This window comes from Shimia sp. MIT910701 (genome assembly GCF_047126315.1).
In the GTDB taxonomy this organism is placed as follows: Bacteria; Pseudomonadota; Alphaproteobacteria; order Rhodobacterales; family Rhodobacteraceae; genus Shimia.
This window is the reverse complement of the sequence record NZ_CP138953.1, coordinates 4,129,156-4,149,863: the sequence shown is the minus strand read 5'-3', so window position 1 is coordinate 4,149,863 and position 20,708 is coordinate 4,129,156. Positions and strand designations below refer to the sequence as shown.

The window sequence follows — 20,708 nt, the reverse complement described above, 5'->3', positions numbered from 1 at the left end:
CGGGGGCTGGCCCCCGCTCCGGTTTTACGATGTGGCGTAGCCGATGCTTTGCAGCGCCACAGTAATTTCATCCAGAATGACAGGGTCATCAATCGTGGCGGGCATTTTCCACTCGGTGCCATCCGCAATGCTGACCATGGTGCCGCGTAGGATTTTGCCGGAGCGGGTTTTGGGAAGGCGATCGACCACTACGGCCAATTTGAACGCCGCCACCGGGCCGATTTTTTCACGCACCAGTTTCACAACTTCTTTCACAACTTCACCGTGGTCACGGTCTGCGCCTGCGTTGAGGCAGAGGAAGCCGACCGGCATTTGGCCCTTGAGCTGATCCGCCACGCCAATCACCGCGCATTCCGCGACGTCCGGGTGTCCGGCGAGCACCTCTTCCATGCCGCCGGTGGAGAGGCGGTGGCCCGCGACGTTGATCACGTCATCGGTGCGCGCCATGATGTAAACGTAGCCGTCTTCGTCAATCATGCCTGCATCGCCGGTTTCGTAGTAGCCGGGGAAGTTGGTCAGGTAGGATTTTTTGAATCGGTCTTCGGCATTCCACAGGGTTGGTAGCGTGCCCGGCGGCAGCGGCAATTTGCTGACAATGGCGCCAAGTTCGCCGGGCGGCAGCTCGTTGCCGCCTTCGTCCAGCACTTTCATGTCATAGCCTGGCATGGGCAGGGACGGGCTGCCCAGTTTCACAGGCAGAAGCTCGATGCCCACGGGGTTACAAATGGCCGGGTAGCCCAATTCGGTCTGCCACCAGTGGTCGATGATTGGTTTTTGCAGCTGGTCTTGTGCCCATATGATGGTGTCGGGGTCTGCACGTTCGCCTGCGAGGAAAACCTGTTCCATGCAAGACATGTCGTACTTCTTCACAAACTCGCCTTGGGGGTCTTCGCGTTTTACGGCGCGGAAGGCTGTGGGGGCGGTGAAGAAGGTTTTGACTTGGTGTTCGGAAATCACCCGCCAGAAGGTGCCCGCGTCGGGCGTGCCAACCGGCTTGCCTTCAAACACAATGGTGGTGTTGCCGTGGATCAATGGTGCGTAGGTGATGTAGCTGTGGCCCACAACCCAACCCACGTCGGAGGCTGCCCAGAACACATCGCCGGGATCGACGTTGAAGACGTTCTTCATGGTCCAGTTCAGCGCAACCAAGTGGCCGGCGGTGTGGCGCACCACGCCTTTGGGTTGGCCGGTGGTGCCTGAGGTATAAAGGATGTAGGCGGGGTGGTTACCTTCGACAGGTACGCATTCGGCAGGTTCAACGCCATATTGGAAGCCGTGCCAGTTGAAGTCGCGGCCTTCGATCAACTGAGCCACTTCTTGCTCGCGTTGGAAGATCACGCAGAAGTCGGGCTTGTGAGTGGCGAGGTCGATGGCGCCGTCCAGCAGTGGCTTGTAGTGCACCACGCGGCCCGGCTCGAGGCCGCAGGAGGCGGCGATGATGGCTTTGGGTTTGGCGTCGTCAATGCGGACGGCCAGCTCGTTGGAGGCAAAGCCGCCAAAGACCACGGAGTGGATCGCGCCGAGACGGGCGCAGGCCAGCATGGCTTCGAGTGCTTCAGGGATCATCGGCATGTATATGATGACGCGGTCGCCCTTTTCCACGCCTTTGGCACGCAACGCTCCGGCGAGGGAGGCAACGCGGTTGCGCAGCTCGACGTAGGAAATCTCGCGCTTGGAGTGGGTGATCGGGCTGTCGTGAATGATGGCAGTTTGCTCGCCGCGACCGGCCTCGACGTGGCGGTCCACGGCGTTCCAACAGGTGTTGACCTTGGCGTCCGAGAACCACTCATACATGTGGTCGCCCTTGTCAAAGAGCGCTTGGCTGGGCGGGGTGTCCCAGTCAATGGCGTCTGCTGCCTGCATCCAAAATGCTTCGGGGTCGTTCTTCCAGCCGTTGTAGACGTCCTGATATGACATTGGGGTCCTCCTATCCTTACACAAATGGATAGAGGAGGGGTTGTCGTGGCGGCAAGTCTTGGCGGTGGAGACGTGGCAGATTATCGCAGAAAATTTGCAAGTCTTTGCTCAGGCGATCTGCAAATTTTTGCAAAGGTAAGGGTTTGCTTGGGGTTCGCTGGAAAATGTCGGGGGCTTTGCAAAGTTGCGAAGTTTCGAAGTGCAAAACGCGGCGGGAATCACTCCGCCGCGTTTTTTGTGAACTTAAAGAGGGCGGCTTAGCCGTATTGCGTCACCGGTGTGCCCGCGATGGCGGCCATGTTCAGCAGGCCGCGCGCGGTGATCGACGGGCTGACGATGTGGGCGCGGTTGCCCATGCCCATCAGGATCGGGCCCACTTCCAAAGCACCGGCGCGCATTTTCAGGATGTTGCGCACGCCAGAAGCTGCGTCTGCGTGGGCGAAGACCAAAACATTGGCCGCGCCGTTCAGGCGGGTGCGTGGGAAGACGCGGGCGCGCAGATCGGGGTCAAGTGCAGTGTCGACGTTCATCTCGCCTTCGTAGGTGAAGTCACGTGGGCGGCTGTCCAGAATCTCGATGGCTTCGCGTAGGCGCTTGCCGGAGCCTTGTTGGTGGTTACCAAACTGGCTTTGTGAGCAGAGCGCGATGTTGGGTTCCAGACCAAAGCGACGCACGTGACGCGCGGCGCCGATGGTGATGCGGGCAATGTCCTCGGGGCTTGGCAGTTCGTGCACTTGGGTGTCCGCAATGAACAGAGGTCCGTCTTCGAGGATCATCAGCGAGAGCGCACCATGTGGCGACAGGGATTTGTTGCCCAAGACCTGTGTGATGTAGTTCAGGTGCCAGCGGTATTCCCCAAAGGTGCCGCAGATCAGGCTGTCTGCTTCTTCGCGATGCACCATGATCGAGCCAATCGCGGTGGAGTTGGTGCGCATGATGGCTTTGGCGAGGTCAGGTGTGACGCCGTCGCGCTCCATCAACTCGTGATAGCTGTTCCAGTAGTCATAGTAGCGCGGGTCGTTTTCCGGGTTCACGATCTGGAAGTCCTGGCCGGGGCGGATAGAGAGGCCAGCGCGTTCGCAGCGGGCTTCGATCACCTCCGGCCGGCCAATCAGGATTGGGGTTTCGGTGGTCTCTTCCAGGATCGCTTGCGCGGCGCGCAGGACCCGTTCGTCTTCGCCTTCGGAGAAGACAATGCGGCGGGCAGCTTTGCGGGCGGTTTCAAACACCGGGCGCATTAGGAGCGCGGATTTGAAGACAGACTGGTTGAGTTTGTGCACATAGGCGTCGATGTCGTCGATCGGGCGGGTGGCGACACCGCTGTCCATGGCGGCCTTGGCTACGGCAGCCGACACCACGCCCACAAGGCGCGGGTCAAACGGTTTGGGGATCAGGTATTCCGCGCCGAAGGTGAGCTGTTCACCTTTGTAGGCCGCCGCGGCTTCAGCAGAAGTTGTGGCGCGGGCGAGTTCGGCGATGCCGTTCACGCAGGCGACGCACATGTCGTCGTTGATTTCGGTGGCACCGACATCCAGTGCGCCGCGGAAGATGAAAGGGAAGCAGAGGACGTTGTTGACCTGGTTTGGGAAGTCGGAGCGGCCGGTGGCAATGATCGCGTCGGGCGCCACTTTGCGGGCTAGGTCCGGCATGATTTCCGGGGTGGGGTTGGCCAAGGCAAAGATGATCGGCTGCGCAGTCATTTTCTCGACCAGTTCCGGTTTCAGCACGCCGGGGCCGGAGAGGCCGAGGAACATGTCGGCGCCGTCAATCACCTCGTCGAGGGTACGCAGGTCAGTTTTCTGCGCAAATTCCGCCTTTTGCGGGTTCATGTCCTCTTCGCGGCCTTCATAGACCAGACCGTGGATGTCGCAGAGCCAGACGTTTTCGCGCTTTACGCCGAGTTTCAGGAGCATGTTGAGGCAGGCGATGCCTGCTGCGCCGCCACCTGTGGAGACAATCTTGATGTCTTCGAAGTTTTTGCCCGCCACTTGCAGCGCATTGGTCGCCGCGGCGCCGACAACAATGGCGGTGCCGTGCTGGTCGTCATGGAACACAGGAATGTTCATGCGCTCGCGGCAAAGCTTTTCAACAATGAAGCAGTCCGGTGCTTTGATGTCTTCAAGGTTGATGGCGCCAAATGTCGGCCCCATGGCGCAGACGATGTCCGCCAGTTTTTCTGGGTCAGCTTCGTCCAGCTCGATGTCAAAGCAGTCGATGTTGGCAAATTTCTTGAACAGAACCGCTTTGCCTTCCATGACCGGCTTGGAGGCCAGCGCGCCGATGTTGCCGAGGCCCAGAACCGCAGAACCGTTGGACACCACAGCCACGAGGTTTTGGCGCGCCGTGTAAAGCGCGGCGTTGGCCGGGTCTTCTTTGATTTCGATGCAGGCTTCCGCAACACCTGGGGAATAGGCGCGGGAGAGATCGCGACCGTTGGCCAATGGCTTGGTTGCGCGGATCTCCAATTTTCCCGGCTTTGGGTTGGCGTGATAAAACAGGGCGGCGTCGCGCAGAGATTGGTTGCGGTTGTCGGACATGGCGGACCTCATTTTGCGCGGGGCGCAGCGGCGGTTTGTGGGGTGGTCAAAATTTTGTTCAGCATTAAACTAGTTTTTCTTCCGAGGAAATGGCCAAATGTAACTTGGCGGAAAGCGCCTCAAATTCGCCGTTGAGTTTTTGACCATTTGGTTACATTCTCGGAAAATTCTGCCGTCAGAGTGCAGTGAGGAGCGGGTATGGAAGAGATCAGAGCAGAGGTGCGGTTGCCAACGCAGGAATTGCGCGATGACATCCCCTTTTACACCAAAGTGCTCAAAATGCGGATAGATATGATTTATCCCGCGGATGACCCGACGGTGGCTGTGTTTTCCGGACACGGCCTGCGGCTGCGCGTTGAGAAAGGCGCGGAAGAAGCGCCGGGGTGCCTGCGGATATTGGCGGATGATCCAGATGGGTTTGCGGATGGCACGCGGGAGCTGACTGCGCCGAACGGTACAAAGGTCGAAATTGAAGAGCTGAACCCGCCGTTGGTTCTGCCGGAGGTGCAGCATTCCTTTGTTGTGCGCAGGCTGGCGGATCAGGCGCCTTGGGTGATTGGTCGTGCCGGGATGCACTACAGAGATTTGGTGCCGGACCGGTTGGGTGGTGCGATGATTGCCAGCCATATCCGTATCCCGGACGGTGGGCCGGTGCCGGATATGGTGCATTATCATAAGGTGGGATTTCAGCTAATTTTCTGCGTCAAGGGTTGGGTTGACGTCTTGTATGAAGATCAAGGCGGGATGCGGCGTCTCAATGCGGGGGACTGCTTTATCCAGCCGCCGGAAATTCGCCATCGGGTTTGTGAGGCCAGTGACGATCTGCAGGTGATCGAGATTGGGGTGCCAGCGGACCATGTGACGGAGATTGACCATGAAATGGAACTTCCAACCCCGCATGAGCGGCCAGACCGCGAGTGGGATGGGCAGCGCTTTGTCCATAATCTGGCAGAGGTTGCAGAATGGGGCGAGTTCCGATTACCGGGCTTTATGTGCCGAGACACAACTATTGCAACCAACACGAAAGATGTGGCGGGGGTGCAGGTGATCCGCCGTGGAGACGGCGTTCCGCAATGGGCGAGCCATGATGCGGATATCCACTTTACCTTTGTGATGCAGGGCACGATGGTTCTGGAAGGTGAGGGGCGCGAGCCACATGCCTTGGAAGCCGGGGATGCCTTTGTGATCCCGCCAGGAATGAAAACCCTCTACGCCGATCCAAGCGCGGACATTGAATTGCTCGAAGTCACGTTGCCGGGGGCGTTTAAGACGAAAGTGACAGAGAGATGAGCTTGGAAAAATCGGCTTTTGCCGTGCGCGAAAATGCCTATGCGCCGTATTCGAGTTTTAAGGTAGGCGCGGCGGTCCGTTCTGAAGGCGGAACGGTTTATGCGGGCTGCAACGTGGAGAATATCGCATATCCGGAAGGTACGTGTGCCGAGGCTGGTGCGATTGCCGCGATGGTCGCGGCGGGGGAGACACGTTTGACCGAAGCTTTTGTGGTTGCAGACGCTAAGCAGCCAGTGACGCCTTGCGGCGGGTGTCGCCAGAAACTCGCGGAGTTTGCTGCGGGTGGAGATACAAAAATTACGATGGCGACGCTGGATGGCGCGCGGCTGACGATGACTATGGCGGAGTTGCTGCCGGGGGCGTTTGGCACCGACCACATGGATACCGACCACCAAGACCGCGACTGACAAAGGAGAAAAGTATGGACGCACGGGCCATCATCGCGCAGTTGCGCAAAGGCGAAGATCCCAGTCGTGAGGAACTGGCCTGGTTTGCCAGAGGGTTGGCTGACGGAACGGTCAGTGATGCTCAGGCCGGCGCCTTTGCTATGGGGGTTTGTGTGCGCGGTCTCTCTGAGGAGGGTCGCGTGGCGTTGACCCTGGCGATGCGGGACAGTGGGGACACGATGTCTTGGGACTTGCCCGGACCAGTGCTCGACAAGCATTCTACCGGCGGCGTGGGCGATTGCGTGAGTTTGGTTCTGGCACCGGCTTTGGCAGCCTGTGGGGCTTATGTGCCTATGGTGTCTGGGCGGGGGCTTGGTCACACTGGCGGGACGCTGGATAAGCTGGAGGCCATTCCGGGCTACCAGACTGGATTGGATGAGGCACAGTTTGATAAGGTGGTGCGCGACGCCGGGGCGTCGATTGTCAGTGCCACAGCTGAGATCGCGCCAGCGGATAAACGGCTTTATGCGGTGCGGGATGTGACCGGAACTGTAGAAAGCCTTGATCTGATCACGGCTTCAATACTGTCGAAGAAATTGGCGGCAGGCCTTCATGGCTTGGTGCTCGATGTGAAGGTTGGCAGCGGGGCGTTTATGAAGACGCTCGCAGATGCCGAGGCACTGGCGGATTCTTTGGTCAGCACGGCCAATCTTGCGGGCTGCCCGACAAGCGCGGTGATTTCTGACATGAACCAGCCGTTGGCGCCGTCGTTGGGTAATGCGCTTGAGGTGGCGGAGTGCATGGAGGTGCTCTGTGGTTCTAAGGGCGGGCCTTTGGCGGAGTTGAGCGTGTCCCTTGGCGGCGTGTTGTTGGCCAATGCGGGCTTGGCGGCGGATGTTGAGGCAGGTGTCGCTAAGATGGTTGAGGTTTTGGCAAACGGGCAGGCCGCGGAACGATTTGGCAGGATGGTAGCGGCCCATGGCGGACCAATGCGGTTTGTTGAGGAGTGGCAGCGTTTTTTGCCGGAGGCCTCGGTGATCCGCGAGGTCAAGGCGCCTCGTGATGGCTTTGTAACCGCAATCGAGGGCGAAGCGTTGGGCCTTGCTGTTGTCGGGCTTGGCGGGGGGCGCATGGTGGAGAGCGACGTGATTGATCCTGCGGTGGGCTTCTCAGAGGTGGTGCGTTTGGGCACGCAGGTCAGAGCGGGTGACCCGCTGATGCGGGTGCATGCGAGCCGAGAGGATAAGGCGGATGTCGCTGCGCAAGCTGTGCTGGAGGCTATAGACATTGGCGAGCAAATGCCGGATATGCCGCCGCTCATTCACGAAAGGAGCCGCTGATGGCACGTGCATTTCTGGTGGTGATGGACTCGGTTGGCATTGGCGGTGCGCCGGATGCCGCACGGTTTTTCAACGAAGACCGCCCCGACACTGGCGCGAATACCTTGGCGCATATTGCGCAGGCCTGCGCCGAAGGGCGGGCTGAGGACGGACGCAGCGGGCCGCTTGAGCTGCCCAACTTGGACGCGTTGGGTTTAGGTGCCGCCTGTCGGTTGGCGTCGGGCGATACCACGCCCGGTCTGGATGCGAAGCCAAAGGGCGCTTGGGGCGCGGCCACCGAGGTGAGTCCTGGTAAGGACACGCCATCCGGTCACTGGGAGTTGGCGGGGCTACCGGTGCCGTGGGAGTGGCGCTATTTTCCCAAAGAGCAGCCGTGCTTTCCGGCCGATTTGACCAAATTGGTATGTGAACTGGCTGGGGTGGATGGCATTCTAGGAGATTGCCATGCTTCCGGTACCGTGATCATCAACGATCTTGGCGCGGAGCATGTGAAAAGTGGCAAGCCAATTTGCTACACCTCTGCGGACAGCGTTTATCAGATCGCCGCACATGAGGAGACTTTTGGTCTCGACCGTCTTTTACGGCTGTGTCAGGATCTTGCGCCGACCTTGCATGAGATGAAGATTGGTCGCGTGATTGCGCGGCCGTTTGTGGGGGATGCAGAGACAGGATTTACGCGCACCACCAATCGCCGCGACTATGCCATTGCGCCGCCGGACACGCTGTTGACCAACTGGGTGCAAGATGCCGGTCGCAAGGTACACGCTGTTGGCAAGATTGGCGATATCCTCACAATGGCGGGTATTGATGATTGCACCAAGGGGGCGGATGCCAAGCTGATGCAGGATTTACAGGGACTGGTGGAAACCGCTGACGATGGCAGTCTGACCTTTGCAAACTTTGTGGAGTTTGACAGCCTTTATGGCCATCGCCGCGACATATCCGGCTATGCGCGTGCGCTGGAGTGGTTTGATTTGGAAATCGAAAAGGTCCTTCAAAATTTGAAGGCGGATGATCTCTTGATCCTGACCGCGGATCACGGCAATGACCCAAGCTGGACCGGAACCGACCACACCCGTGAGCGCGTGCCAGTATTGGCCGCCGGTGTGGGCGCAAAAGAAGCCGGGATCATGGATTTTGTTGATGTGGCCGCAACGGTGGCCACACATCTGGGGATCACACCTCCCCGTGGAAGGAGTTTCTTATGAGCGTTGCTGACCTGCCTAAAGTCGAGCTGCACCTGCACCACGAAGGCGCGGCCCCCCCCGCGTTTATCAAACAGCTGGCGCATGAAAAGAACGTCGATCTGAGCAAGATCTTTGATGACAACGGCGGCTACGCGTTTCGGGACTTTGTGCACTTTCTGAGCACCTATGAGGACGCAACCTCTGTGTTGACCGGGCCGGAAGAGTTTGCGCGGCTGACCACTGCGATCCTGGAAGAAAGCGCCAAGAATGGCGTTGTTTACACCGAAAGCTTTATAAGCCCAGACTTCTGTGGCGGCGGTGACCTTGGCGCTTGGCGCGAGTACCTCGCGGCGATTGAGGAAGCCGCCACTGCGGTAGAGGCCAAGCACGGGATCACCTTGCGCGGTGTTGTGACCGCAGTGCGTCACTTCGGGGCCGACAAGTCTAAAACTACAGCACATTGCGCGGCAGAAACAGCTGGTGACTTTGTGACCGGCTTTGGCATGGGCGGCGACGAAGGTCAGTTCACACAGGGAACCTTTGCTTATGCCTTTGATCAAGCCAAAGAAGCAGGTTTGCAACTGACCACCCACGCAGGGGAATTTGGCGGCCCGGAAAGCGTTTGGGATGCGATCAAAGACCTGAACGTGGAGCGTATCGGCCATGGCGTGCGCAGTATTGAAGATCCTGAACTGGTGAAAGAACTGGTGGCGCGTCAGATCACGCTTGAAGTCTGCCCCGGTTCCAATGTGGTGCTAGGCCTGTTTCCGGACTTTGCCAGCCACCCCATTCAGAAATTGCGGGATGCCGGTGTCAAAGTAACCGTCAGTACGGATGATCCTCCATTCTTTCACACCACCATGCGCCGCGAGTACGAAGAGCTCTCCAAAGCCTTTGGATGGAACGAGAGTGATTTTCGGGCGCTCAACCAGACCGCGCTTGACGCGGCCTTCTGTGATGCCGATACCAAAGCCAAAGTAGCAAAGCGATTGGAGCAAGCCTGATGGATCATTTGACAGTTGTGGATCACCCGCTGGTACAGCACAAGCTGACCATCATGCGCGATCAGGCCACCTCGACTGGCGAGTTCCGCCGTCTGCTGCGCGAGATTAGCCAGTTGCTGGCCTATGAGATCACTCGTGAACTGCCGATGACCACCAAGAAAATCCAGACCCCGATGGTGGAGATGGATGCGCCGACGCTGGCGGGGCGCAAGCTGGCGTTGGTGTCGATTTTGCGGGCGGGCAATGGCCTTTTGGATGGGATGCTGGAGCTGGTGCCGTCGGCGCGTGTGGGCTTTGTCGGGTTGTACCGTGACGAGGAAACGCTGGAGCCGGTGCAATACTACTTCAAGGCCCCAAGTGAGTTGGATGAACGTCTGGTGATCGCGGTTGATCCGATGCTGGCAACCGGCAACAGCTCTGCGGCGGCGATTGATTTGCTGAAAAAACAGGGTGCCAAAAACATCCGGTTCCTGTGTCTGTTGGCCGCGCCGGAAGGTGTGGCGCGGATGAAAGAAGCGCATCCAGATGTACCAATTGTGACTGCCGCGCTGGATGAGCGGTTGAACGAAAAGGGCTATATTTTGCCCGGATTGGGTGATGCGGGCGACCGCATGTTTGGCACCCAATAGGTCAAATTTCGTGTTTTCAACGGTTTACTCGTTGGAAACAAACCGGCTAAGGTGCCCCTACATCTTGTGGGGGCAAAATGAAACTGACCAGAGTTATTGCGATCGGCGTGATCGCAAGTTCCTTGGGCATTGGTGCGGTCACCGCGCAGTCCATTAGTTCAAACGAAATCCCGGCGGAATTCCCGCCGAACGATTTCAAGGGTAAGCAGTTTGTTGACAGCCGTGGATGTGTCTACATCCGCGCCGGTGTTGATGGGGCCACAACTTGGGTGCCGCGGGTGACGCGGGAACGCAAGGTGATTTGTGGCTTCAAACCCACCTTCTCCAAAGCCCAGACCACCACCAGCGCCGCGGCAAAGCTCGACAAAAATGTTGTTCAGATTCAGCCGGCAGCACCGGAGTCCGGTGCACCTGCTGTGGCTGCGGCGCCAAAAGCAGTTGCGTCTGCGGCAGCGACGACAACAACGGCACGCACCACCGGCAGCGCTGCAACCAGCACGGCAAAAACCACTACTCGCACAGTGAAGGTGCCAAAGCAGGCCAAAGGTGCGCCGCTTTACACCACACCAACCGCGGCCCGTCCGACCACTACAACAACCAAGAAAACCACCACACGTACGGTTGCCCCGGCAGCCACCGCAGCGGCACCAACGGTGATCCAGCCTGCGCCAGTGGCCCCCAAAACCACGACAACAACCGTGCGCCGGACCTCCAATCAAGCCCCGCGCGCGGCTGGTGTCGTGTCGCCGTGTCGCGAAGGGGTGACATCCTGGAGAGGCTCTGCCGTTCGGTGCGGACCTCAAGCCCAGTCTCCGGTGACGCCCGGGCGTGGGGGGGCAACAGCGCAACCACCGCAGATGCGCTTTGATCAGAACAGTTCGCTGCGTCGTCCGCCGGTTGGCACCGTTGTGCGCGTCGGCGAAGTTGCGCCGGATGTGCGGGTTGTGCCGCGCCACGTGTATGAAGCCAACAAACACACACAGGTAGTGTCGGTGGTGCCTGAAGGCTATCGTCGTGCGTTTGATGATGGCCGCTTGAATGAACGTCGGGCTGAAATGACACTCGCAGGTGAGGCTCAGATGGCGCAGGTGTGGACACAGACTGTGCCGTATCAATTAGTCGATACTTCCAATGCGGAAGCTGTGTCGCGGGCGGCAACGCCAAATACCGCTGCTACAAACGTGTCCACCAAATCGCAGCCTGCCACCAAGTCTTTGCGGCTGGCAGGCACGCCATATGTGCAGGTTGGTACGTATAACGATCAGGCCAGTGCCCAGGCTGCGGCCAAACAGGTGAAACGTCTTGGGCTGCCGGTGCGGATCGGCAAATACCAGCGGCATGGTGCGACCCAGCGTATGGTGCTGGCAGGTCCGTTTGCCAGCGCAGACAGTGCCAATGCAGCGCTGAGCAAGACCCAGAGCGCCGGATTTGGCGGCGCTTTTGTGCGTCAGTAATTCAGCTGAGGTCTGCGGTGGCGTTTAGCTGCCGCAGATGCCTTGAAGAGCCACCCAGTAACGGTCAATCAGGATCGGTTCTGGCAATTCTTCGGTGAAAGGGGCGGCCTCGATCAAGGCCAGTGTGCTTTCCCCTGATGGGTCCCTCGCCAGCGCGTAAGGCTGTAGTCGGACCCGCTTTTGCTCAAATGCCTGGATCAACGTGTCATCTGCGGCCGCCGCAGGCGGGCTGCTGATCATCAGTTCGATATGCTGAATCAGCAGATCTTCCGGCAGCGCGCCGGTGGTCAGCAGGCGCAGGCTGGCGCGAATGCCGCCGGTTTCTAACACGCCACGCAGGGGATCGGGTGAGGCAGCCTGTGCAGCCACGATGTAACCCGCGGCCACATCCGGCTCTTCGTGATCCTCGATGGTGTCGCGCCCCAACAGCACAACATTGCCGGGTAGAGCGATGGCTTCACGCAGTGCACTGGGCAATACAGAAATTGACCGCACTTGCAGGCGCTTTTGCAAGGCGTCCACGGCCGGAATGGCCAGAGGAGCGGTGCACGGTTGACCTGTTAGCCGGGTGGCGAGCTGTTGCATGTCCTGACCAATGGTCTGGCGGGCCACATTGGGCACCACGCGTAGGGTGTGGTTTGCCAAGGCGTCGGGCAGCCAGAATACGGCCAGCCCCGCCAAAGCAGTTGCGGTCAGGGCCAAGACTGTTTTTCGCAAACGGCCAGAGGCGCGTTGTGGCCGGGCGACCGCTTTGCGCAGTTTTTCGATGGCGTCCACCAGATCATCGTGGGACGGATCGATTTCCAGCGTCTCATCAGAGTCGCCGTCCGGAAAAAACACCGCTGGGGTTTGACCCGGATTGAGGCGGCGTACGGCCGGCAAGGACCAGTGGGTGAGTGCGCGGTCCTGGCTGTCTTTGATCACCAAGGAAGCCTCGCCCAGAGACACAATCACTTCACGCCGTTGCACGTCCGGCGTTTCTCGCCACAACGCGGTGCCTTCCAAGCGTTGGAATTTGTCTAGTGCAGTGCTCATTGGTGGGTGCTCAGCCTCATTTTGCAAGAAACCCTAGCAGGGGGCAAACGGAGGAGCAATCACATGGCGGTCACGAAAAAGGCCCGGAGCGATGTCCGAGCCTTGTTCGATACGTGTCTTGCAACCGTTACAGGATTTTGATGCCTGCCGATTTGATGTCCGCTAGGAAAGCGTCGAGACCCTTGTCGGTCAGCGGGTGGTTGATCATGGATTTGATCACGCCGGGAGGGGCGGTCATCACGTCGGCACCAACCAGCGCACATTGGGTGGCGTGGTTCACGGTGCGCACGGAGGCGGCAAGGATTTCAGTTTCGAAACCGTAGTTGTCATAGATCTGACGAATGTCGGCGATCAGGTCCATGCCATCCATGTTGATGTCATCCAAGCGGCCGATGAAAGGGGAGATGAAGGTTGCGCCCGCTTTCGCCGCCAGGAGCGCCTGGTTGGCGGAGAAGCACAGGGTGACGTTGACTTTGTGGCCATCGTCGGTGAGTGCTTTACAAGCTTTCAGGCCGTCCCAAGTCAGAGGTACTTTTACCGCGATGTTGTCGGCGATCTGCACCAGCTTGCGGCCTTCGGCGATCATTTCGTCAGCGTCTGTGGCGGTCACTTCGGCGGAAACCGGACCGTCAACCAGGTCACAGATTTCTTTGGTGACCTCGAGAATGTCACGGCCGGATTTTTTGATCAGGGATGGGTTGGTGGTTACGCCGTCAACCATGCCGGTTGCGTTCAGCTCGGCAATGGCTTTGATGTCGGCGGTGTCTACGAAGAATTTCATGTCAGTTCCTCTCCTGTGCGTGCAGGTTTGAAAGGGCGGCGCTTGCAACTGCGGGATTGCGCTGCGGCTGACTTGGCTTTACCCGATAGAGAGCCCCGCTGGAAGTGGGAATGCGCCCCACGGCAGTATTTTCCGTTAGCGATAACGATTTTGGCGGGCCAAGACGGTGTGAGGGACAGTTGAGCGAGACAGACTTCTTTCCTGAAGGGGCGTTGATAGCGGTGCTGACCACGCAACCGCTGGACCGGATGTTGGACTACAAAGCGCCGGAAGGTGGGGTTTTTCTGGGCGCTTTTGTTGAGGTGCCATTGGGACCGCGCCGGGTGCTTGGCGTTGTCTGGGGGCCAGGCAAGGGTGACTACGACATCAACAAAATCCGCCCTGCCAACCGCGCCTTGGATGTGGCACCGATGGGGGCGGACATGCGTGGGTTTTTGCAGCGCGCAGCGGATTATACGCTCACGCCGATGAATGCGATGCTCCGGCTGGCGACCCGTGCACCCGGCTTGTCGGACCCGCCCTCGATGCGCAAGATCTACCGGCGCGGGGAAGGCGAGCCGGATCGGCAAACCGATGCTCGCCGCCGCGTGCTGGAGACCTTATCTGAGTACGGCAATCTCGCCTTTACCATGGGGGAACTCTCGGAGATGGCGGGGGTGACCAATTCCGTCATCAAGGGCTTGGTCAAGCAGGGCGTTGTGCGCGAGGAAGCTGCGCCACGGGACACGCCGTTTCCGCGTCTGGACCCGGACTACGGCGGCAAGGAGCTGTCTGAAGATCAGGAGGCGGGCGCGGCGGAGTTGCGCGCGGGAGTTCAGAGCGGGACCTATGGCACAACCTTACTGCGTGGCGTGACCGGTTCGGGCAAAACGGAAGTGTATCTGGAGGCGGTGGCCGAGTGTTTACGCAAGGGGAGACAGGCGCTGGTTCTATTGCCGGAGATTGCCCTGACAGCGGAGTTTCTAACGCGTGTGGAGGCGCGGTTTGGCGCGAAACCTGCGGAGTGGCACTCGGGCGTGACCATGACCGAGCGCCGCCGGACTTGGAAAATGGTAGGTGAAGGCGGTGCCCAGATGGTGATCGGGGCGCGGTCGGCGTTGTTTTTGCCGTATCGCGACTTGGGTCTGATCATTGTCGATGAAGAACACGACACGTCTTACAAGCAGGAAGACGGCGTGTTGTATAACGCGCGGGACATGGCGGTGCTGCGGGCGGCGCTTTGCGAGGCGCAGGTGATTTTGGCCTCGGCCACGCCCAGCCTTGAAAGCTGGGCCAATGCCGAAGCGGGCAAATACAAAAAACTGGAGCTGACCAGCCGCTATGGCGCGTCCGTGCTGCCGGAGATGCGCGCGATCGACATGCGGGCCGAGAAATTGCCCGCCAGTCGTTGGATTTCGCCCAGTCTAAAGGCGGCGGTGGACGCGCGGATTGCCAAGGGGGAGCAGGCGCTGCTATTCATCAATCGGCGGGGCTATGCGCCGGTCACGATTTGTCGTGCCTGTGGGCATCAGATTGGCTGTGACAATTGCGATGCGCGGATGGTGGAGCACCGGTTCCTCAAGCGCCTGCTGTGCCACCAATGTGGTGAGACCAAGCCGATGCCGGAGGCTTGTCCGTCTTGTGAGGTCGAGGGAAAGCTTGCGCCAGTTGGGCCAGGCGTGGAACGTCTCGCGGAGGAGGCGCAGGAGCTGTGGCCGGACGCCCGGCAGGCTGTGTTGAGTTCGGACCTGTTTGGATCAGCGCGTGCGCTGAAGGAGAGCATCCGGACAATTGCTGATGGTGGAGCCGACATTATCATCGGTACACAGTTGGTAGCGAAAGGGCATAACTTTCCACTGCTGACGTTGGTCGGTGTGATTGATGCGGATCTCGGGTTGCAGGGCTCCGATTTGAGGGCTGCAGAACGAACGTTTCAATTGATGCGACAGGTCGCCGGGCGTGCCGGGCGATCCGAGCGGGCGGGCTTGGCGTTGCTGCAGACGTTTCAGCCGGAGCATCCGGTGATCCGTGCCATTTTGACCGGCGACGAGACCGGGTTCTGGCGGGCCGAAGCTGATGAGCGTCGTCACGCAGTGGTGCCGCCGTTTGGGCGCATGGCGGGGATTATCCTGTCTGGCAGCGATGTGGCGCAGGTGTTTGATCTGGGCAATGCGCTGGCGAGAAACGCTGGCATGCTGCGCGCCATTGGGGCAGAGGTCTATGGTCCGGCCCCTGCACCGATAGCGCGTGTGCGCGGGCGGCATCGCGTGCGGCTCTTGGTGAAAGCAGACAAATCCGCGCCGTTGCAGAGCGCTTTGGCGCAATGGGTGGGGCAATTCCGGCTGAAGGGCGATCTGCGTCTCGCGGTGGATATCGATCCACAGAGTTTTTACTGACCTCAAACTTAGAAGGTGCGGAAGTGCAGGCTGATCTGTGCGTCTTTTGATCTCGCCTTTTTGCCGCGATCGGCGTACTTGCTGCACATGTTTAGAAAAATCTCTATTGATGACGCACATCTGTTGCCGTGGTGGCGTCGCCCGATCACCTTGCTGTTCCTCATGGCGCTGGCCATGCCGATTGCCTTCAACACCTGGAGCGCGCTGCTCAACAACTTTGTGATTGAGCTGGCGGATTTTGACGGGTCAGACATTGGGCTCCTGCACACCGTGCGCGAAATCCCCGGATTTCTGGCAATTGGCGTGATCTTCTTGCTGCTGTTCATTCGGGAACAAGTGCTCGGGCTGTTGTCCTTGGCGCTGCTTGGCGTTGCGACAGCGGTCACGGCCTATTTTCCGACCATGGGCGGGATTTTGATGATCACCCTGCTGAGTTCGATTGGCTTTCACTACTATGAAACCGTGAACCAATCGCTTCAGCTGCAATGGCTCGACAAGAAACGTGCCCCAAAGGTTCTGGGTTGGCTTGTCGCGGCAGGGTCAGCGGCGACTTTGCTGGCGTATGGCATCATCGTGTTGGGCTGGAAGCGGTACAATTGGGATTATGACGTGGTCTACCTCGCGGGGGGCGGTATCACGGCGCTGATCGCGCTCTACTGTTTTGTGGCGTTTCCGCAGTTTGAAGGCCGCACGCCGCAAGCGCGCAAGATGGTGCTGAAGAAACGCTATTGGCTGTATTATGCGATGCAGTTTATGGCGGGTGCCCGCAGGCAAATTTTTGTGGTCTTTGCAGGATTCATGATGGTGGAGCGCTTTGGCTTTGACGTGCATGAGATCACCGCGCTGTATTTGATCAACCTTATCGCCAATATGCTGTTTGCGCCTTTGATCGGCGGCGCTGTGTCGAAGTTTGGCGAGCGGCGCACGTTGATCTTTGAGTATGCGGGCCTTGTGATTGTCTTCCTGGCATATGGCGGCATCTATTTCTTCGGCTGGGGCATTGCCTTGGCGGCAACACTCTATGTTGTTGATCACCTGCTGTTTTCGCTGGCATTGGCATTGAAGACCTATTTCCAGAAAATCGCGGACCCGGAAGATATGGCGCCGACTGCGGCTGTGGCCTTTACAATCAACCATATCGCGGCGGTGTTCCTGCCGGTTCTGCTGGGCCTGCTGTGGTTGGCATCCCCTGGGGCTGTGTTTGTGCTCGCGGCCTCCATGGCGTCGGTGTCGTTGGGTTTGGCTTTCCTGATCCCGCGCCATCCGGAAAAGGGCAATGAAACCCGACTGACGCGGCCTCTGGCTGCTGCTGCGGAGTAGTTTGTGCTTGCGCAGGCTTGACGGGGCCGAGGGGAGACCCTAGGCCCTGCGCAACCTGATAGGAGAGCAACATGCCGACATTCACCGCACTGACCACATTGATGGGCAAAGAGCAGGCCGAAGCGCTGGGCGCGGCGATGGAGCGGCTGGTGCCGGAACCAACGGGGGTTGGGGTGTTCGAGGTCGAAGACGGGTCTGGCCTCTGGGAAATTGGCGGCTACTTTGTTGAAGCGCCAGATGAGGCGGGGTTGGCCGTTTTGGCGGCAGCGTTCAGCGCGAAGCCTTTTGTGGTGTCCGAGCTGCCGGAAACCGATTGGGTGGCCCATGTGAAGCGTGAGCTGGCGCCGGTTGAGGCCGGGCGGTTCTTTGTCTACGGCAGCCACGACGCGGATAAAATTCCGGAAGGTGCCGAGCCGCTGTTGATCGAAGCCGCGATGGCCTTTGGCACCGGGCACCATGGCACCACTTTGGGCTGCCTGAAAGCGCTGGACCGCGTGGCCAATGAAGGCTTCGTGGGGCAGAACGTGGCGGACATCGGCTGCGGTACGGCGGTGCTGGGCATGGGGGCGGCGCGGATTTGGCCAAATCCGGTGTTGGCGAGCGATATTGACGAGGTGGCCGTGGATGTGGCCAAGGCCAACGTCACGGCAAACGATCTGGATGGGAAGGTCATCTGTCTGGAGGCGGCTGGCTTTGGGCATCCTGACTTGGCGGCCAAGGCGCCTTATGATCTGGTGTTTGCCAACATCCTGAAGGCTCCACTGGTGGATCTGGCACCGGATATGGGCGCCAATATCGCCGCGAACGGCCACGCGATCCTTTCCGGCATCCTGAACGAGCAGGCGGACGAGGTGGTCGAGGCTTATGATGCGGCAGGCTTTGATGTGCACACCCGCGAAGAGATTGGCGAGTGGACCACGCTGACGCTGACACGCCGCGCCTGACGCGGGCAACTCTGCACACAGAATCAAGACACGGGCGGCTGCCATCAGTCGCCCGTTTTTTTTGTGCGCATAGTCGTATTTGTTTCTTCTTTTTGCACAGTCCCTGGTGTAGTCTAGGGTTGTTTCCACTTTTCCTGCGGAAGTGCATAATTGAGGTCAGATTTGACGATAATTTGCCTCATTTTCGGCTTTGTGCCTTAATTTCGCCACATTTCGAGACCAGATTTGGCCATGTTTGGTGGGGGCCAAACCTGAGTTAGTTGCCATGAGTGAATCTTACGCAGAATTTCATGATCGCCTTGCACGGATCTATCGCAAGCAGGCGAAGACCGGTCGTGTGGGCCGTGAATCTGTTGTGATCAATCGCAACGGTTACATGATTGTCAAAGGCGCGGGCCGCCGCCGGGGTATCCCTTGGGCAGGCCTGTTCACCGTGGTTGTGTCTTTCTTCATGATCAAAGGCATCATGATGTCTCAGTTTGGCCCTGACTTCTATTCGCAGGACGTTGCGCGGTTGAGCGGTGGTACGCCGGTGGAAAAAGCTGCGGCCTGGACTATGGCCCCCGATCCCGTATCGCGCTGGATTGCGACGCAAATCAACACCAAGCTCTAAAACTCCAAAGTTTCCGTGGATCCCTCCAAGATCCCACACGGCCTCGGGTCTCTCTCCCCGGGGCCGTTTCTTTTTTTGACGCGTAAAACAAAACCGCCGCCTCGAAGGAGGCGACGGTTTGCGGTCCCACGGAACAAAGCTGCCGTGAGTGGTGGGTGCTTAGCGGATCGCGTAAATGTCGGAGCGGGACAGACCAATGTCGTCCAGCTCGCGGTCGCTGAGCATTGCCAGAGCATTGCGTGTGCGGCGCTTTTCATTCCAATCGACGAAGCGGGCAACAAGCGCGAAGAGGGGCTGACCGATACGGCCAGCAGAACCAGAGGTCGACGTATGTTCGAAGGCGGCCATATCAGAAATCCTTTCTTTCAGTTGCTATGGACTGTGTTTTCGATTGGCCGCACATAGGGCTCAAAATGCACCCCAGCAAGCGTCAAAACGGCATAGGTGGCATGCGGTTATTGCATAGGTCGAAAATTGCGGAAACACCTTATTAATAAGGTCGTTTTTGGTGTCGTGAAGGGTCGCATTTAGACCATTTGGGGCAGGCATTAGGCGGGTCGCCAAATCGTCGCACCTGCAAAAACTTTTGTCGCAATTTGCTTCAGGCTTGGCGTTTGTTCTCGTTTCGTGCTACTTCACGGGGAATAACAAGAAAACAGAGCACAATGGGGCACAACATGCGCGTATTGGGAATCGATCCAGGCTTGCGAAACATGGGCTGGGGCGTGATCGACGCAGACGGCAGTAAGATGAGCCATGTGGCCAACGGGATTTGTCATTCGGTTGGGCAGGATTTGGCGGCACGACTGTTGTCTCTGCATGAGCAGCTAACGGATGTTGTCGCGCGCTTCTTGCCGGACCATGCGGCGATCGAGCAGACCTTTGTGAACAAAGACGGTGCAGGCACGCTCAAGCTGGGCCAAGCGCGTGGGATTGCCTTGTTGGTGCCGGCGCAGGCGGGGCTGCATATTGGTGAGTATGCGCCTAACAAGGTGAAGAAGACGGTAGTGGGTGTGGGGCACGCGGAGAAGCATCAGGTGGAACATATGGTGAAGTTGCAGCTTCCTGGGGTGAAGATCGCCGGGGCGGATGCGGCGGATGCGTTGGCGATTGCGATGTGCCACGCGCATTACGCTCGGGCAGGGGCTGGTTATGCGGAAGCATTGAAGAGGGCGCAGGCATGATTGGCAAGATTTCCGGGACGCTGGAGTACCGCAGCACGGATCACGTTCTGATCGATGTGCGCGGCGTGGGCTATGTGGTTTACTGTTCTGACCGGACTTTGGCGGCTTTGCCTAGTGTGGGTGAGCCGGTGGCGCTTTATACCGATCTGTTGGTGCGGGAAGACCTGTTGCAGTTGTTTGGCTTCTCAAGCCTGTTTGAAAAGGAATGGCACCGCCTGTTGATGAGCGTGCAGGGGATTGGCGCGAAGGCGAGCTTGGCAATCCTTGGCGCGCTGGGAGCAGACGGTGTGAGCCGGGCGGTAACCCTTGGCGATGTGGCGGCGATCAAGGCGGCAAAAGGTGTCGGACCTAAGACGGCGCAACGTGTTGTTATTGAATTGAAAGACAAGGCGCCGGAAGTGATGGCACTAGGTGGGACGCTTGGGGAGGCCATGGCGTCGGTTTCTGGTGAAGAGGCGGCTGCGGACGATGAGGTAATCGAAGATGTGGCACGCACTCCGGTGAATGCGGGTGGGGCTTCGGCGGCTGCTGGAGCGGCCGCTGCGGCGTCTATGAGTGTGCAGGCCGATGCTTTGTCGGCGCTGGGTAACCTTGGTTATGGGCCGGCAGATGCGGCAGGCGCAGTCGCGCAAGCGGCGGGGGAAGACCCCGAGGCGGATACATCTGAGTTGATCCGCGCAGCGCTTAAACTACTGGCACCAAAGGGGTAAAA

18 protein-coding genes are annotated in these 20,708 nt (G+C 59.0%); 13 read left to right on the top strand and 5 right to left on the bottom strand.

The genetic code is table 11. The features are described from left to right. Positions 1–24: 24 nt before the first annotated feature. The gene (prpE, locus tag SIB38_RS20215) at positions 25–1,917 is read right to left on the bottom strand and encodes a propionate-CoA ligase PrpE (protein WP_294118575.1); all 1,893 of its coding nucleotides are present in this window, start codon (positions 1,915–1,917) and stop codon (positions 25–27) included. 257 nt (positions 1,918–2,174) lie between these two features. Beyond that, a complete protein-coding gene (locus tag SIB38_RS20210) occupies positions 2,175–4,454 on the bottom strand; it encodes an NADP-dependent malic enzyme (protein ID WP_294118576.1) in 2,280 nt (759 codons plus the stop codon). 198 nt (positions 4,455–4,652) lie between these two features. Between SIB38_RS20210 and SIB38_RS20205 the strand changes: the two genes are divergently transcribed. From SIB38_RS20205 to SIB38_RS20175, 7 genes are all read left to right on the top strand, one after another. After that, a complete protein-coding gene (locus SIB38_RS20205; protein ID WP_294118577.1) occupies positions 4,653–5,744 on the top strand; it encodes a cupin domain-containing protein in 1,092 nt (363 codons plus the stop codon). Further along, the gene (locus SIB38_RS20200) at positions 5,741–6,151 is read left to right on the top strand and encodes a cytidine deaminase (protein WP_294118578.1); all 411 of its coding nucleotides are present in this window, start codon (positions 5,741–5,743) and stop codon (positions 6,149–6,151) included. The genes SIB38_RS20205 and SIB38_RS20200 overlap by 4 nt, the downstream gene beginning before the upstream one ends. A 14-nt stretch (positions 6,152–6,165) precedes the next feature. Beyond that, the gene (locus tag SIB38_RS20195) at positions 6,166–7,470 is read left to right on the top strand and encodes a thymidine phosphorylase (RefSeq protein WP_294118579.1); all 1,305 of its coding nucleotides are present in this window, start codon (positions 6,166–6,168) and stop codon (positions 7,468–7,470) included. Then, positions 7,470–8,678: a phosphopentomutase gene (locus tag SIB38_RS20190; protein ID WP_294118580.1), complete on the top strand. Its 1,209-nt coding sequence runs from the start codon at positions 7,470–7,472 to the stop codon at positions 8,676–8,678. Before SIB38_RS20195 ends, SIB38_RS20190 begins: the two co-directional genes overlap by 1 nt. Further along, on the top strand, positions 8,675–9,661 hold the full coding sequence (locus SIB38_RS20185; protein ID WP_412550933.1) for an adenosine deaminase: 987 nt from the start codon (positions 8,675–8,677) through the stop codon (positions 9,659–9,661). Before SIB38_RS20190 ends, SIB38_RS20185 begins: the two co-directional genes overlap by 4 nt. After that, positions 9,658–10,290, top strand: coding sequence for a uracil phosphoribosyltransferase (gene upp / locus SIB38_RS20180; protein ID WP_294118681.1), 633 nt, complete (start codon positions 9,658–9,660; stop codon positions 10,288–10,290). The genes SIB38_RS20185 and upp overlap by 4 nt, the downstream gene beginning before the upstream one ends. A gap of 77 nt (positions 10,291–10,367) precedes the next feature. Then, entirely contained in the window at positions 10,368–11,744 is a 1,377-nt protein-coding gene (locus SIB38_RS20175) for an SPOR domain-containing protein (RefSeq protein ID WP_294118583.1), read from the top strand. A gap of 24 nt (positions 11,745–11,768) precedes the next feature. Here SIB38_RS20175 and SIB38_RS20170 read toward each other — a convergent pair whose 3' ends face one another. Then, positions 11,769–12,779, bottom strand: coding sequence for a hypothetical protein (locus SIB38_RS20170; protein ID WP_412550932.1), 1,011 nt, complete (start codon positions 12,777–12,779; stop codon positions 11,769–11,771). A 127-nt stretch (positions 12,780–12,906) separates the two neighbouring features. Next, positions 12,907–13,560 carry a fructose-6-phosphate aldolase gene (gene fsa, locus SIB38_RS20165; protein WP_294118587.1) on the bottom strand — a complete coding sequence of 218 codons (654 nt, stop codon included), beginning with the start codon at positions 13,558–13,560 and terminating at the stop codon, positions 12,907–12,909. A 179-nt stretch (positions 13,561–13,739) separates the two neighbouring features. On the opposite strand from fsa, the gene SIB38_RS20160 reads away from it, so the two are divergent. The 4 genes from SIB38_RS20160 (at position 13,740) to SIB38_RS20145 (ending at position 18,812) form a co-directional block, all read left to right on the top strand. Continuing rightward, the gene (locus tag SIB38_RS20160; protein ID WP_294118588.1) at positions 13,740–15,935 is read left to right on the top strand and encodes a primosomal protein N'; all 2,196 of its coding nucleotides are present in this window, start codon (positions 13,740–13,742) and stop codon (positions 15,933–15,935) included. Between the two features lie 87 nt (positions 15,936–16,022). Next, on the top strand, positions 16,023–17,255 hold the full coding sequence (locus tag SIB38_RS20155; protein ID WP_294118589.1) for an MFS transporter: 1,233 nt from the start codon (positions 16,023–16,025) through the stop codon (positions 17,253–17,255). A 71-nt stretch (positions 17,256–17,326) separates the two neighbouring features. Further along, positions 17,327–18,199, top strand: a complete 873-nt coding sequence (locus SIB38_RS20150; RefSeq protein ID WP_294118590.1) for a 50S ribosomal protein L11 methyltransferase — start codon at positions 17,327–17,329, stop codon at positions 18,197–18,199. A 265-nt stretch (positions 18,200–18,464) separates the two neighbouring features. Continuing rightward, positions 18,465–18,812 (top strand): hypothetical protein, encoded by a 348-nt coding sequence (locus SIB38_RS20145; protein WP_294118591.1) that lies wholly within the window; start codon positions 18,465–18,467, stop codon positions 18,810–18,812. 159 nt (positions 18,813–18,971) lie between these two features. Here SIB38_RS20145 and SIB38_RS20140 read toward each other — a convergent pair whose 3' ends face one another. After that, on the bottom strand, positions 18,972–19,160 hold the full coding sequence (locus SIB38_RS20140; protein WP_294118592.1) for a DUF1127 domain-containing protein: 189 nt from the start codon (positions 19,158–19,160) through the stop codon (positions 18,972–18,974). Positions 19,161–19,489: 329 nt separating this feature from the next. Here SIB38_RS20140 and ruvC point away from each other — a divergent pair, with 329 nt between their 5' ends. Together ruvC and ruvA are read left to right on the top strand one after the other, a co-directional pair. Further along, positions 19,490–19,996, top strand: a complete 507-nt coding sequence (gene ruvC / locus SIB38_RS20135; RefSeq protein ID WP_294118593.1) for a crossover junction endodeoxyribonuclease RuvC — start codon at positions 19,490–19,492, stop codon at positions 19,994–19,996. After that, entirely contained in the window at positions 19,993–20,706 is a 714-nt protein-coding gene (gene ruvA / locus SIB38_RS20130) for a Holliday junction branch migration protein RuvA (RefSeq protein WP_294118594.1), read from the top strand. Before ruvC ends, ruvA begins: the two co-directional genes overlap by 4 nt. The last annotated feature ends 2 nt before the right edge of the window (positions 20,707–20,708 follow it).

Coding starts and splice junctions, on each gene's coding strand:
- prpE (WP_294118575.1), bottom strand. CDS start 1,917: ATGTCATATCAGGACGTCTACAACGGCTGGAAGAACGACCCCGAAGCA.
- SIB38_RS20210 (WP_294118576.1), bottom strand. CDS start 4,454: ATGTCCGACAACCGCAACCAATCTCTGCGCGACGCCGCCCTGTTTTAT.
- SIB38_RS20205 (WP_294118577.1), top strand. CDS start 4,653: ATGGAAGAGATCAGAGCAGAGGTGCGGTTGCCAACGCAGGAATTGCGC.
- SIB38_RS20200 (WP_294118578.1), top strand. CDS start 5,741: ATGAGCTTGGAAAAATCGGCTTTTGCCGTGCGCGAAAATGCCTATGCG.
- SIB38_RS20195 (WP_294118579.1), top strand. CDS start 6,166: ATGGACGCACGGGCCATCATCGCGCAGTTGCGCAAAGGCGAAGATCCC.
- SIB38_RS20190 (WP_294118580.1), top strand. CDS start 7,470: ATGGCACGTGCATTTCTGGTGGTGATGGACTCGGTTGGCATTGGCGGT.
- SIB38_RS20185 (WP_412550933.1), top strand. CDS start 8,675: ATGAGCGTTGCTGACCTGCCTAAAGTCGAGCTGCACCTGCACCACGAA.
- SIB38_RS20175 (WP_294118583.1), top strand. CDS start 10,368: ATGAAACTGACCAGAGTTATTGCGATCGGCGTGATCGCAAGTTCCTTG.
- SIB38_RS20170 (WP_412550932.1), bottom strand. CDS start 12,779: ATGAGCACTGCACTAGACAAATTCCAACGCTTGGAAGGCACCGCGTTG.
- fsa (WP_294118587.1), bottom strand. CDS start 13,560: ATGAAATTCTTCGTAGACACCGCCGACATCAAAGCCATTGCCGAGCTG.
- SIB38_RS20155 (WP_294118589.1), top strand. CDS start 16,023: ATGTTTAGAAAAATCTCTATTGATGACGCACATCTGTTGCCGTGGTGG.
- SIB38_RS20150 (WP_294118590.1), top strand. CDS start 17,327: ATGCCGACATTCACCGCACTGACCACATTGATGGGCAAAGAGCAGGCC.
- SIB38_RS20145 (WP_294118591.1), top strand. CDS start 18,465: ATGAGTGAATCTTACGCAGAATTTCATGATCGCCTTGCACGGATCTAT.
- SIB38_RS20140 (WP_294118592.1), bottom strand. CDS start 19,160: ATGGCCGCCTTCGAACATACGTCGACCTCTGGTTCTGCTGGCCGTATC.
- ruvC (WP_294118593.1), top strand. CDS start 19,490: ATGCGCGTATTGGGAATCGATCCAGGCTTGCGAAACATGGGCTGGGGC.
- ruvA (WP_294118594.1), top strand. CDS start 19,993: ATGATTGGCAAGATTTCCGGGACGCTGGAGTACCGCAGCACGGATCAC.